11 protein-coding genes are annotated in these 14,237 nt (G+C 41.8%); 5 read left to right on the top strand and 6 right to left on the bottom strand.

Translation table 11 applies throughout. The features are described 5' to 3' along the window. Positions 1–19 precede the first annotated feature (19 nt). Together NSQ76_RS10090 and NSQ76_RS10085 are read right to left on the bottom strand one after the other, a co-directional pair. Positions 20–2,062 carry a molybdopterin oxidoreductase family protein gene (locus tag NSQ76_RS10090; protein ID WP_034621412.1) on the bottom strand — a complete coding sequence of 681 codons (2,043 nt, stop codon included), beginning with the start codon at positions 2,060–2,062 and terminating at the stop codon, positions 20–22. 130 nt (positions 2,063–2,192) lie between these two features. Then, entirely contained in the window at positions 2,193–3,389 is a 1,197-nt protein-coding gene (locus NSQ76_RS10085) for a cytochrome P450 (RefSeq protein ID WP_034621369.1), read from the bottom strand. A 470-nt stretch (positions 3,390–3,859) separates the two neighbouring features. On the opposite strand from NSQ76_RS10085, the gene proC reads away from it, so the two are divergent. From proC to NSQ76_RS10065, 4 genes are all read left to right on the top strand, one after another. After that, positions 3,860–4,657, top strand: a complete 798-nt coding sequence (proC, locus tag NSQ76_RS10080; RefSeq protein WP_024422653.1) for a pyrroline-5-carboxylate reductase — start codon at positions 3,860–3,862, stop codon at positions 4,655–4,657. A gap of 27 nt (positions 4,658–4,684) precedes the next feature. Continuing rightward, positions 4,685–5,803 carry a glutamate 5-kinase gene (gene proB / locus NSQ76_RS10075; RefSeq protein WP_024428364.1) on the top strand — a complete coding sequence of 373 codons (1,119 nt, stop codon included), beginning with the start codon at positions 4,685–4,687 and terminating at the stop codon, positions 5,801–5,803. Between the two features lie 18 nt (positions 5,804–5,821). Next, positions 5,822–7,090: a glutamate-5-semialdehyde dehydrogenase gene (locus NSQ76_RS10070; RefSeq protein WP_034621371.1), complete on the top strand. Its 1,269-nt coding sequence runs from the start codon at positions 5,822–5,824 to the stop codon at positions 7,088–7,090. A gap of 208 nt (positions 7,091–7,298) precedes the next feature. Beyond that, entirely contained in the window at positions 7,299–8,075 is a 777-nt protein-coding gene (locus NSQ76_RS10065; RefSeq protein ID WP_034621372.1) for an MBL fold metallo-hydrolase, read from the top strand. Between the two features lie 61 nt (positions 8,076–8,136). Here NSQ76_RS10065 and NSQ76_RS10060 read toward each other — a convergent pair whose 3' ends face one another. After that, on the bottom strand, positions 8,137–8,703 hold the full coding sequence (locus NSQ76_RS10060) for a GNAT family N-acetyltransferase (RefSeq protein ID WP_034621415.1): 567 nt from the start codon (positions 8,701–8,703) through the stop codon (positions 8,137–8,139). An 87-nt stretch (positions 8,704–8,790) separates the two neighbouring features. Here NSQ76_RS10060 and NSQ76_RS10055 point away from each other — a divergent pair, with 87 nt between their 5' ends. Next, a complete protein-coding gene (locus NSQ76_RS10055) occupies positions 8,791–9,612 on the top strand; it encodes a MerR family transcriptional regulator (RefSeq protein ID WP_034621374.1) in 822 nt (273 codons plus the stop codon). 57 nt (positions 9,613–9,669) lie between these two features. Here the strand turns inward: NSQ76_RS10055 and NSQ76_RS10050 are convergent, their stop codons facing one another. The 3 genes from NSQ76_RS10050 to NSQ76_RS10040 form a co-directional block, all read right to left on the bottom strand. After that, the gene (locus tag NSQ76_RS10050; protein WP_034621377.1) at positions 9,670–11,499 is read right to left on the bottom strand and encodes an ABC transporter ATP-binding protein; all 1,830 of its coding nucleotides are present in this window, start codon (positions 11,497–11,499) and stop codon (positions 9,670–9,672) included. Beyond that, positions 11,492–13,228, bottom strand: a complete 1,737-nt coding sequence (locus tag NSQ76_RS10045; protein ID WP_034621380.1) for an ABC transporter ATP-binding protein — start codon at positions 13,226–13,228, stop codon at positions 11,492–11,494. Before NSQ76_RS10045 ends, NSQ76_RS10050 begins: the two co-directional genes overlap by 8 nt. A gap of 94 nt (positions 13,229–13,322) precedes the next feature. Beyond that, positions 13,323–14,225 carry a LysR family transcriptional regulator gene (locus tag NSQ76_RS10040; protein ID WP_024422648.1) on the bottom strand — a complete coding sequence of 301 codons (903 nt, stop codon included), beginning with the start codon at positions 14,223–14,225 and terminating at the stop codon, positions 13,323–13,325. Between the last annotated feature and the right edge of the window lie 12 nt (positions 14,226–14,237).

Here is a 14,237-nt window from a genome sequence, read left to right as displayed (position 1 = left end):
TTGCTGGCTTTTACTTTTTCTATGATAATTTTTCAACTTCCACTCTGCCAGAAAAGAACGTCGCGCCGCCGCCCATATCTGCCAATCGATCAGGTGTTAATCCATTCACTAAATGCTTTTTGCCTTTTTGATCTGCCCATAAACCTTGACTGACCACAACACCAGATAATACATTTTGACCGACTGACACGACAAGCTCACACTCTCCTCGGTCGTTCAACACACGTACCATGTCACCATCTTCAATTTTTCTTTCCTTTGCATCCTGTTCATTCATGTGAAGCTTCGGAAATTTCTCTAGCTTTTGATGCTTTTCATGAAGTGAGAAGGTGGAATTCAGAAAATTATGGTTCGGTCCCGGTATAAAGGTAAGCGGATAATCGCTTTCCTGATAAAGGGGCACATAGGTTGGAAGTGCTGGATACCCGTCTTTTTTCATTTGTTCAGAATAAAGCTCAATTTTCCCGCTTGGGGTTTGAAGCTTTAATTCCTGGAAAGGTCCACGTTTCGCTTTGATCCATTTCTTTTCTTTTAATGCTTCGTATGAAATGTCCTCATAATGCGGATTTTCTGGATGATGAAGAGCTTGTTCCATCAGTTCAGCATCTGTCTCGCGGAAGGCTTCATCTTCAAAGCCCATCGCATGGGCAAGCAGGCGGAATACTTCAGTATTGGATTTGCTTTCTCCGTAGCGTTCTATCACGGGCTCCTGAATTTGAATATAATGATGCCAGTATGACGTATAGAAATCCTCGTTTTCAAAGGCTGATGTCGCCGGCAGGACAATGTCTGCATACGCCGCTGTCTCTGTCAGGAATAAATCATGAACCACTGTAAATAAATCCTCTCTCAGCAAACCTTCTCTGACTTTATTCGCTTCAGGTGTCACAACCGCTGGGTTGCACGAGTAGATAAAGAGAGAATCAACAGAAGGCTCTGCGCTTGTCAGCACGCTGCCCAGTTGATTCATATTAAATGATCTAGGTGTGCGTTCTTTTAATAAATCCGGCCGCTGAAGAGCTGTTTCATTATAACTGAGAAAAGAAGAGTTTGATTTCATCGCTCCGCCGCCCTTGTGCAGCCATTGACCAGTCAGGGCAGGGAGGCAGGAAATGGTTCTAATACTCATCCCGCCATTATCATGGTGCTGTAAACCATTCCCAATCCGAATGAGAGAGGGCGATGTCTCAGCGTACATTCTTGCAAGTGTAATGATATCGCCTTTAGGAACACCCGTGATCCGCTCAACTGTGTCTGGATCATACTGCTTTACATGCTCGCGCAGCTCCTTATGGCCGACCGTGTAAGCCTCTAAAAAGGCTTCATCTGTACGTTCCTCTTTAAAAAGGACGTGCATGATGCCAAGGGCAAGTGCACTGTCAGTACCAGGCCGAAGCGGAATGAACCAATCTGCCATCCGGCCGGTTTGGTTCTTGTGAACATCAATTACGACAATCTTCGCTCCTTGCTTTCGTGCTTTTTGTGCCAAGGTGATTTGGTGCATATTTGTCGATACGGCATTGATGCCCCAAAAGATAAATAGTTTCGTATGAATGGTTTCTTCAGGATCTGTCCCAATGCTTGCACCCATTGTATATTTATAGCCAGTCGTTCCCGCAGACTGACAGATCGTTCGGTCTAACTGACTTGAACCAAGACGATAAAAAAAGCGGCGGTCCATTCCTTCTGCGTTGAGATTGCCCATGTTTCCATAGAAGCTGTAAGGCAGAATGCTTTCTGGTCCTTTTTCTTCGATCAGCTTTGTCCATTTTTGCCGAATGGTTTCAATGGCTTCTTCCCACGTAATCGGTGCAAACTGACCTTCGCCTTTTTGGCCAACACGTTTTAAAGGAGTGGTCAGCCTTTTTTCATCATATAAACGGGCTGTGACATTACGCACTTTGTTGCAAATGTTTCCTTGTGTGACAGGGTGGTCCGGATCTCCCTGCACTTTCACGATCTTTCCATTTTCTTTATGTATTAAAAGACCGCACTGATCCGGGCAATCTAACGAACAAACTGATTTGAATATTCCGTCTTTCATCGCTGTATAATCGGTCATGAGTTTTCGGCTTCCTTTCTGCATTCCGTTATCACTTTGTATGGATTTTATTTTAGCATGTTCGGAGGAGGAAGGTAAGAAAGAGATGATGAATTGAAGAAAATGAAAAAAAGCCCCTGAAAAGGGACTTTTAAAAACGGGTGACTTGTACAGGAAATTCTTTTACCCCAAAAACAAACGTGCTTTGAATAGGTTTTAGCTGATCTGTAGCGCAGGTGATGTCTTGAAACGTATGGAGTAAAACGTCAAGCGCAATGTTGCTTTCAAGCCGGGCAAGCGGTGCACCGAGACAAAAGTGGATGCCAAACCCAAAGCTCATATGTGGATTTGATTTTCGGTCAAGCCGGAACGTATCTGGATCTTCAAATTTCTGTTCATCCCGATTTGCTGAAGCAACCCAGCTGATGAGATAGTCTCCTTTTTCAATGTGCGCGCCTGCAATTTCAACATCTTCTGCAGCGATTCGGCCAATGGCTTGAACAGGGGGATAATACCGTAACGTTTCCTCAGTCAATTGAGGAATAAGAGAGGGGTCCTGCCGAACTGATTCAGCGATATGCGGCTGCTCTGTCAGCAGTCGTACGGCATTGGTTATTAAATTGGTCGTTGTCTCATTGCCTGCAACGAGTAGTAGAATACAAAAGCCAAGCAGTTCATTTTCCGTTAAACGCTCTCCATCAATTTCCGCTTGAATGAGAAGCGAGATCAAGTCATCGGCTGGTGTTTCTTTTCGTTTTTTGATCAAATGAGCAAAATAAACGGACAGCTCCTCTTCAGCGCGTTTCTGCATATCTACAACAGCCTGAATGGCTTCTTTTGATTCATCCTTAGCACCTGCCACAAGGGCATCAGAATGTTTTTTAATCAGCTCTCTGTCCTGCACCTCTGCACCGAGAAGCTCAGCGATGATCATCACTGGCAGGGGAGCTGCTAAATCTTGCACAATATCAAACGTACGTTGGTCCTTAACTTGATTTAATAGATCATGTGTCAAGTCTTTGATCTTATCTTCTAATTGCTTGATCGCTTTTGGGGTGAACGCTTTATTCACAAGCGCTCTCATCTTTGTATGTTTTGGAGGATCCATCGTTAAAATACTTGTTTTAGACGTGCTTCTTCCTCGCTGTGAAGAGAACACTTTAGGCTGTTTTAGAACAGACTGGATATCCGCATATCGAAAGAGATCCCAACACTTTCTTGTCTCATCATATCTAATATCACTCTCTGCACGCAGCTCATTGTAAATAGGGAATGGGAAAAGAAGGTCATCGGTAGAACGGATTTCTTTCATTGGAATCACATTGACATAGTTTTCTTTCACTTTCATTATGAACGCTCCTTTTTCACATGATTTCTCTTTCACGGTATCACCAGTAAAATATCATTTCAACGGACATGTTTTCTAAAATATGTCAATAGTCTAATCGAAAGATTCAAGCACATTCACTATATAGGAAAATAGAAAGTCATTAAAATGAGAGCGCTTTCTGAAAAATAGAATTGAAGTCACCGAAACCAAAAATAAATTGGTGAATCCAGTCGAACGAAAGGGTCCTATGATTCAAATGAACATAGTTCTTTTGATCTAAATTACTGTATTTGAAAAACACGGCTAACATACTTGCAGCAAGCTGCCGGCCATGCATTCGGGACTTTTGAAAAGCGCTGGCTCTTTCTTGACACGATTTCTCATCATGTTACGATTACTAACGTGCGAAAAACACGAACAAAAAGCGAACAAGGGAGAGGATCAATATCATTGATCAAAAGAAAGTTGCTTTCATTGGAGCAGGTTCTATGGCGGAAGGAATGATTGCAGGGATTGTGCGATCAGGACAGATGCCGCTAGACCAAATTTACGCAACAAACAGACAAAATCAACTTCGATTGAATGAACTAACGAAACGATACGGAATCCAAACAGCCGCAATGGATTCATTTCCTTTTGAAGAAATGGATATGTTGATCCTGGCCATGAAGCCAAAGGATGCTGAAGCAGCCCTTGAATCATTAAAACCTCGTATTCAGCCAGATCAGCTCATCATGTCTGTCCTTGCAGGTGTTAAGCTATCGTATATTGAAGACATGCTGCATGAAGGCCAGCCTGTTATGAGGGTCATGCCAAATACATCAAGTACGATCGGAGCATCAGCGACTGCTTTATCTGCTGGACGTTACGTGAAAAACGACCATATGAGCATAAGCCAGGCTCTTTTATCTGAAATGGGCGAAGTCTATACCATTCAGGAAGAGCAAATGGATATTTTTACTGGAATTGCTGGAAGCGGGCCCGCCTACTTTTATTTCTTAATGGAAAGAATCGAAGAAGCAGGAGAAGAGGCAGGTTTATCAAAGGAATTGTCTCGCCAAATTGGCGCGCAGACACTCCTCGGTGCGGCAAAAATGCTGCAAGAAACAGAGGAAAATCCTTCTGTCCTAAGAGAGAAAATTACGTCACCAAATGGAACAACTGCTGCAGGACTCAATGCATTAGATGATTTTGGCGGAGGAGAAGCGATCAAGCAGGCTGTCAAGCATGCTGCCAATCGATCAAAAGAGATAAGCAATCAGCAAAAACAAAAAGTATCTATATAAATAGAGCTCAGGTACAGGAGTGATTAGGTGTACGCAGATAAAGAGAGAAAACGAATTGTTGTGAAAATCGGAAGCAGCTCTCTTACTAGCTTTCAAGGTGAGATTAGTTTGAAAAAACTAGAAAACCTCGTCAATCAAATTGTGAAACTCAAAGATGAAGGACATGAAGTCATTTTGGTTTCATCTGGTGCGGTTGCAGCTGGTTACCGAAAACTAGGATTTATTGATAGACCCAAAACACTGCCGGAAAAGCAGGCATCTGCCTCAATTGGGCAAGGGCTTTTAATGGAATCATATTCTACTTTATTTTTATCACACGGTTATATTGCCTCACAGCTCTTAATTACAAGAAGTGATTTTTCTGATGAAACGCGCTATCAAAATGTGCGTAACACAATGAACGTGTTATTAGATCGAGGCATCATCCCAATTATTAATGAAAATGATACAGTGACGATCAATCGGTTGAAGTTTGGAGACAACGATACATTGTCTGCAAAAGTAGCTGGACTCATTGATGCGGATTTCCTTGCCATTTTATCTGATATTGATGGCTTGTATGAAGATAATCCTCATACAAATCCAAATGCGAAGAGAATTCTTGAAGTGACAGACATCACAGAAGACATCGAAGCAGCTGCTGGAGACGCAGGCAGCAGCGTAGGTACAGGCGGAATGAAATCAAAGCTCGATGCGTTTAAAATATCAATGGCCGCAGGGATCAACGGCTTTTTAGGAAAAGCAGATACGCCTGACATTTTAGACAAAGCCATCAATGGGACAGAGGACGGTACTTATTTTACCGCTGACGAAAATGTAGCGCCGCTCAATTATAAGAAGCAGTGGATTGCCTTTCATTCTGGACCAAAGGGTGAGATCGTGGTTCAAGAGAAAACACAGGAATTCCTCATGCACCGAGAGGGAAGCCTTGATTCTGATGGGATTGTCAACGTAAAAGGTTCGTTTAAAAAAGGCGATGTGGTCCGTATTTTAGATCAAGATGGAAGAGAAATAGGTCTTGGCATTGTGAATTATGCGTCAGATGAACTCGCACGTAAGAGTGATTTGTTACAAGATGAAATCGTGCATGTCGTCGATCTTGAAGCATTTGTTTGTCATTTAGATTTATCGATTCCAGTTTGTTAACCAAAAGGGAGGAATTCCATGACACTGACAGCTGAAGTTGTCACATCGGTCAAAGAAAAAGCGAAAAAAGCAAAGCATGTTTCAAAAAAACTAAGTTTACTTCAAACAGAGGAAAAGAATGACGCGCTTCTTAAAATGGCAGAAGCATTAGAGCGAAACAGCCGCTTCATTTTACAGGAGAATCAAAAGGATTTAGATGCTGGGAAAGAAAAGGGCTTCACAGAGGCACTCTTGGATCGATTAATGTTAAATGAAGAAAGAATTCATGAGTTTGCTGAAAGTTTGCGGCTCGTGACGAGATTAACAGATCCTGTTGGAGAAATATTGGATGAATGGACTCTTGATAACGGCTTACACGTAAAAAGCCGAAGAGTACCGCTCGGTGTGATCGGGATGATCTATGAAGCGAGACCGAACGTCACTGTCGATGCAGCAGGCCTTGCCTTAAAGGCAGGCAACTCAGTGATTTTAAAAGGCGGTTCCTCCGCTATTTCTTCCAACAAAGCCATTGTCAGTGTGATCCATGAAGCATTGGATCAAACAAAGATTCCTCGTGATGCGGTGCAATTGATTGAACAAACAGATCGTTCATCCGTTCAGGCGATGTTTCAACTAAAAGAGTGGATCGATGTTTTAATTCCGCGAGGTGGAGCATCTTTAATCAAAACAGTGGTAGAAGAATCCACTATCCCAGTGCTTGAAACAGGGACAGGGAACTGTCATGTCTTTATTGATCAAACCGCAAATGTGAAAAAAGCCATTGAAATTGTGATCAATGCAAAAACGAATCGTCCGGCTGTATGTAATGCACTTGAGACGCTGATCATTCATCGCGAATGGCTGAAAGAGAATGCAGCCTCATTAAATGAAGCTTTGCAGGAGCATCGTGTCACTGTACATGGCGACCAGGCAGCAGAGTCTTACTTTTCAAACGCGGTTCCTGCTGGAGAAGTGGATTGGACAGATGAGTATTTAAGTCTGGATCTTGCAGTAAAGGTAGTCGATTCACTCGAGGAAGCGATCAGCCATATCGATCAGTACGGCACAAAACATTCAGAAGCCATCGTGACAGAAGATGAAAAAAATGTACTCACGTTTCTAAACGAAGTCGATGCGGCGGCTGTTTATCATAACGCATCGACTCGCTTTACAGACGGCGGTGCACTTGGCTATGGAGCTGAAATTGGCATCTCTACTCAAAAACTGCACGCAAGAGGGCCAATGGGACTTCCTGCACTCACGACAACTAAGCTGCTTCTGTGTGGTGACGGTCAGATTAGAAGCTAGAAAGATTCAAGAAACACTACCTTTTTTATGAGGTAGTGTTTTTTAGTGAGTTTATACGAATGAGTGAAAATTTAAATCACAATCTATATATTTACTTTTAAAACTATAATTGGTAGTCTGATTACAAATGTTGATTAACTATGGAGAATAGTAGGTTTCGTTAGAGAATAAATCAAAAATTTAGCTGAGTTATAAAAGGAGAAATGAGATGGATTCACTTATATTTTATGGAACAAGCGATGCTCAAGGGGTACCTAGATTGTTATGCAAGTGTCCAGTTTGTAAATCGGGCTCACCAGACAATCAACGAACTAGACCGAGTTGTGAATTTCATTTAGGCAACAAGAGCTATCTTATCGATATTTCACCCGATTTCAAGATCCAGTTTCAAACTTATAATAATAGAACAATTCCTTCAGTTGTGTTTATAACTCATTCTCATAACGATCATATCGGTGGTTTAGGTGATTTTGCAGATTTATGCTTCTGGCATAATCAACAAGTACAAATAGTGAGTCCTCAAGATGTAATTAATCAGTTAAAGGAGCGATTTCCTTACTTAAACAATAGAAAAGGGCTAACTTTTGTAGGAACAACGAAATGGGTAAGTGATGGCAATAAAATTTCTTTTCATAAAGTAAATCATGGTCATAACGGTTCGTCTTATGGAATTTTAGTTCAAAAAATAAATGGATATAAATGGGCCTATTTATCTGATTCCTTTCAAGTAACTGATGAGCAATGGTTGCCTTTCTACCACCTTGATTCATTGATATTCGGGACTTCTTTCTGGAAAGAAAATCAGCCGCCCAATAAAAGGTCGGTTTATGATGTAAATGAAGCAATGGAGTTAAAACAAAAGTTACAACCGAAAAAAATGATCTTAACACACTTATCACATGACATAGACATCATTCAACGAGGTGAATACTTACCTAAGGATATGATGTTTGCATATGACGGTTTTAAAATAACGCTAGATTAATAAAAATCATAAAGTCGATCTTCGAATAGTAGAAGGATCGACTTTTGTGGTTGAAAGGATCTCAATTATTTGTTATTGGTTTCATGATTTTCTCAAATTTAAAAAATTCAAATTCCTCTGGTGCTAAAGGTTCATTGCTTTGATGTGCTTCATGAGGTGCGTTTGGATCTGGATGGTGTAAGTGATAAAATTCAACTATTTGAAAGCCGCACTTATTGACATAAAAATGAATGTTGCGTTTTTCAAAGTATGGAGTCACAACCTCCCATACAATCGTTTCTGGATATTGCGCCTCGATGGCTTTCCATGCTGCCTGACCAATGCCCCGGCCGTGAAAGGATGATGAAATGTATAGCAAATCAACCGAGTTGTGATGTGTCTCTTGGTTGATTTTGATCACAACGCCACCTGCCTTTTTACCATTTAGCATAATATGATAAACAATGTGTTCATTCGAATGAAAAGATTCATCAATGACTTCATCTGGAGGAATTGGTCCACCATGCGCATCGCCAAATGCATCGATCACGCCAGCTGTAAAAGCTTTCTGGAGCTCTTTTTTCATTGAAGGGAAGTCCTCTTTATTTGCTTGTGCTAATGTTACTTCATGTTGAGTTATTTTGTTCATTTTTTTATCCTTTCCATGCGTAGTGATGTTTCTGGATGTTATAATAAAGGATGGAGTTACTCCATAGTCAAGGAAGGAGCCTTCATCATGATCAATGATGTGCAAAAAACGTTTTTTACTGGAGAATTTGCCAAGCTATTTGATGTCAAAAAAGATACGCTTCTGTATTATGATAAAATCGATTTATTTAAGCCGGCTGGTGTTCACGAAAATGGATACCGTTACTATACACTTGAGCAATTTGACCATTTTATTGCGATTCAATCCTTGCGGGCTGTTCAATTTCCGATCAAAGAGTTAAAACAATATTTCACAGAACCTTCCCGCGAGAGACTGCAAAGCCTAGCGGCCGACCAAATAAAAAAGGTCAAACAAGAGATTGAAAAGCTTCAAGACATCCAAGCTTTTCTTATGCGGGTGATGGAGACGACACATGAATTAGCAAATGTGAAAATAGGCGAGGTCCTGTTTCAAGAGCTGCCAGAAGAACCTGTTGTACTAAGTGCATCAAACCCGATCGACTTCAATACACCTGTAGAAGAAATATCACGTATTGTAGGGGAATTTTTAAAAGGAGTTGGCATAAAAGGGGCTGCGGCAAATGGTTCTGTCTTAAAAAAGGAGCAGTTCCGTAAGCGGCACTATCATCAGTCAGATCAGCTGTTCTGCCGAATGGATGGCCCGGGGGCAGTCAAAAAACCTGGCGGGCTCTATGCGGTGATGTATGATCAAGGAACATTTGATGAGATCGAATCTGCTTATTCGCATTTGTTAGATGAAATCGAGAAAGAGGGCATGATGCTGGATGGAGATGTATTTGAGGAGTATTTACTACATTCGCTCATGTCTAAAGATGAAGCAGAGTATATAACGAAGCTCAGTGTAAAAGTGAAGAAGCGAGCAGAGTGACAATTGAAAAGAGGATAGACAGCATGTGACATGCGTGTCTATCCTCTTTTTTTGATGTTATCCCACTTGATTTTCGGCAAATTGACTCATATATAAGTCTGCATAGAAGCCTTTTTGTTTTAAAAGTTCGCTGTGCGATCCTTTTTCAATGATGCTTCCATCCTTCATGACTAAAATAAGGTCTGCATCCTTGATTGTTGAAAGTCTGTGTGCAATCACGAAGCTCGTTCTGCCTTTCATCAATTCATTCATTGCTTTTTGAATATGCATCTCTGTCCGTGTATCCACACTGCTTGTTGCTTCATCTAATATCAAGATCTTTGGATCAGATAAAATGGCACGCGCGATGGTTAACAGCTGGCGCTGACCTTGAGACAGGTTGCCTGCATCTTCTGTTAACAGTGTGTCATATCCATCTGGAAGCGTGCGGATGAAATCATCTGCATAGGCATGTTTGGCGGCTTTGATGACATCCTCTTTGGAAACGTGCTGCCTGCCATAGGCAATGTTGTCGTAAATCGTTCCTTCAAAGAGCCATGTATCTTGAAGAACCATCGCAAATAATTCTCGTACTTGCTGACGGCTGAGGTCAGTTGTTTTGACACCGCCAATGCGTATGGAGCCCTGATCTAATTCGTAAAAACGCATTAAAAGATTAATGATGGTCGTTTTTCCCGCGCCTGTTGGTCCGACAATGGCAACCGTCTGTCCTTCTTGCACATCTAAATTCAAATCTTTAATAATCGGATGATCTTTTTCATATCCGAATTGAACTTGTTCAAAGCTCACATCACCTGAGAGTGATGCAAGATTAATTGCCGCATCTTCTTCGGTACTTTCTTCTTCCTCATCAAGAATTTCAAAGACCCTTTCAGCAGAAGCGATCGCTGATTGAACTAAGTTTGCGACGCTTGATGCTTGCACAAGCGGCTGAGACATTTGCTGTGTGTATTGGATAAACGCCTGCACATCCCCGACACGAATATTCCCGTTAATGACAAGAATCCCGCCGGCTACACTGACTGCCACATAGCCAAGGTTCCCGATAAAAGTCATCATTGGCATCATTAAACCAGAAATGAACTGCGCTTTCCTTGAAGATTCATACAGCTTTTCGTTTAATTCATCAAATGTATCGATTGCTTTCTTTTCGTAGCCATATGCACGAACTGTCTGATGTCCTGTGAACATCTCATTGATATGTCCATTGATCGTGCCAAGCTCTTTTTGCTGCGCTTTAAAATGCTTTTGAGAAAATGACGTAATACCGCGAATCGCAAACAGGCTGAGTGGCAGCGTCAAACAAACAAGCAATGTAAGCAGCGGACTGATGAAGAGCATCATGACGACAATCCCAATGACTGTAATCACAGATGTAATCACTTGGGTGAGCGCCTGCTGAAGCGATGTATTAATATTATCGATATCATTCATCACACGGCTTAGCGTGTCCCCGTGGGTTGTTTTATCAAAATAACGAAGGGGGAGACGTGTGAGCTTGTCGTTTGCTTCCTGCCGTAATTCAGCAATGGTCTGTTGAGAGACACCAGCCATGACATATTGCTGAACGAATGAAAAGAGGGAAGCAACGACGTACAGCACGACAAGCAGTAAAAGAATTCGTGAAATGACGTCAAATTGAACGGCTGTTCCATTCGTAAAGCTGTCAAATAGGGAAGAGGTGGCATCCCCAAGCAGCTTTGGACTAATGACGTTAAAGACAGTTGAACCAATCGCTGCAATAAAGACGATGATCAGCTGAAATTTCCTTGGTTTTAAATAGCCTGTCAAACGTAGCAGTGTTTTCTTAAATTCCTTTGGTTTTGCGGCTGGCCCTTTAGGGTGGCCGCCTTTATGGCCCATGCCGGAAGACATTTTCTTACTCATTCTCGCTCACCTCCTGACCTTCCTGAGATGCGACAATCTCTTGGTATACAAGATTGTCCTTTAATAATTGTTCATGTGTTCCGATACCTGCGATTTTCCCTTCATCAAGTACAATGATTTTATCACTATGCTTCACTGTACTGATTCGTTGAGCCACAATGATGAGGGCTGCATGAGCTTTTTCTGCTTCTAATGATGCCCGCAGCTTCGCATCTGTTTTGTAATCAAGTGCTGAAAAGCTATCGTCAAACAGATAGAATGATGGTCTTCTCACTAGCGCCCTTGCAATGGAAAGCCGCTGCTTTTGGCCGCCGGATAGATTGGAACCACCTTGATCAATTTCTGCATCAATTCCGTCATCTTTTTGCAAAACAAATTCTTCGGCCTGCGCAGTTCGCAGCGCCTGCCAGATGTCTTCATCGCTTGCATCCTGCTTGCCAAAGCGTACATTCTCGGCAATCGTTCCGCTGAATAAAACAGCTTTTTGAGAGACATAACCCATTTGGTTTCTCAGTTTCTCCTGAGGCAGTTCTCTAATGTCTACACCATCTAGTGTAATCCGGCCTTCTGTCACTTCATAAAAGCGCGTCATCAGCTGGAGAAGCGTTGTTTTCCCAGAACCCGTACTTCCGATGATGGCTGTCGTTTCACCAGTTTTGGCTTCAAACGTAATACCTTGAACGGCCGGTTTCTCAGCATTTGAGTAATAAAATGACACATCCTCAAAGCGAATGGATTGAGCGGGCTCGTGAAGCTCAGTCATAGATTCTTCTTTATCTTTAATCTTTGGTTCCATGTTTAACACTTCATTCATGCGTTTAGCTGATGCTTGTGCTCTTGGGACCATAATAAAGCTCATCGACAGCATAATCAGTGCCATTAAAATCATCATCGCATATTGAATGAAGGCAATGAGATTCCCAACTTCCATTTCTCCGGCATCAATTCGGTTTGCACCAAGCCAGACAATACCGATATTCGTGAAGTTCATGATGATCAGCATAAATGGAAACAAGTAAGCCATTAATCGGTTGACTTTAAGACCAGTGTCCTTATAGGACGTGTTGGCTTCTTGGAATCGCTCCTTTTCATCATCCACACGGTTAAACGCACGAATAACGCGGATGCCTGAAAGAGATTCCCGCATAATTAAATTCAGCCGGTCTGTTTTTTTCTGAAGCTGGCCGAATAGAGGGATGGCTTTTCTTGACACCAAATAGATGAATCCGCCAAGAAGGGGGAGGGCCGCTAAAAAGATAAGAGACAGGACAGCATCCCTGGAAACAGCCAAAATAATTCCGCCCACAAGCATGAGCGGGGCCCGCGTCATCATTTGTAAAATCATAATCGTCACATCTTGGACTTGTTTCACATCATTTGTTGATCTAGTAATAAAGGAAGATGTGCCGATCTTTTGAAATTCTTCTAATGAAAATTGTTCGACATGCACAAACAGCTGTCTTCTCATATCACGTCCGAAGCCAAGTGCTGTCTTTGATGACAAGTAAGACTTCCAAATGGTGAGCAAAATGGCGAGTAAAGAACAAGCCACCATCCAGCCGCCAACCTTCCATATGTAAGCAATATCTCCCTGGACGATACCGACATCAACGATATCTGCTGTTAACGTCGGTAAATACAGCTGGAGCATACTGCTTAAAAAGGTGAGAATGACAATGGACACTACGGACAGCCGATACGGCTTTAAAAACGATAAAATTGATTTCATACGAATACCTTTCTTCCATATAGTCTTTTGTTCTGTAACCCATCATATACAAAGAGGGATTATTTCTACAAATGAAATGTCTTCTTTTAATGAATTATTTATATTGTTCAATTTTAGAAAAGAAATCCTTCACAAACACATAAAAATCATGGGCAGAAGGAGACATTTCGCGCGTTTTAGATGCAATAATGCCAACCGTTCGTCTCACTTGAGGAAAATCGATCGGAATTTTCACTGTAAATCGCGGTGTTGTTTCATAAAAGGCGCTTTCGGGTAATAAGGTAACACCCATACCTGCCGAGACGAGACCTTTAATCGCATCCAAATCTTCTCCTTCAGATGAAATGGTAGGCTCATAGCCTGCCTGCTTGCAAGCATCAACCGCAATTTGTCTCAGCACATACCCTTCAGGAAATAACACGAAATGATCCCTTCTTAAATCACTTAAATGAATACTCCTTTGTCCGCTAAAGGGGTGGCTAACCGGTAAAAGGGCATATATGCTTTCGGAAAACAAAATATTTCCTTCTATTTGAGAATCGTTTGTCGGTACGGGTCCTAAAAAGGCGAGATCGATATCTCGATTTTTGACCGCTTCAATGAGAAATTTATAGGATCCTTGACGAAGTAAAAAATCGACCTCTGGATATTCCTGCTTAAAGGCGGAGATGACAGAAGGGAGTACTTGGCTTGCTAGACTTGTAGGAAAGCCAATATTCACCGTTCCTTTGTGCGGATCTAAGTATTCATCAATTTGCTCTTTCGCATAATCAATGGCTTTGAGTGCAGTTCTGACATGATCTAAAAATTGTCTGCCGATCTTCGTTAATTTGATATTTCGTCCTTCTCGTTCGAATAAGGCCACTCCAAGCTCTTCTTCTAAATTCGCAATTTGCCGGCTGATGGCAGATTGGGCAACATGTAAGTTTTCAGCCGCTTCTGACACGTGTTCACGGTCTGCGACTTCTACAAAATAACGTAACTGACGAAGCTCCATTTTTGCACTTCA

Origin of the sequence: Bacillus sp. FSL M8-0256 (genome assembly GCF_038005765.1) — a bacterium.
Taxonomy (GTDB): domain Bacteria; phylum Bacillota; class Bacilli; order Bacillales; family Bacillaceae; genus Bacillus; species Bacillus safensis.
Note: the sequence above shows the minus strand (reverse complement) of the source record. Positions and strands in the feature narration are given on the sequence as shown.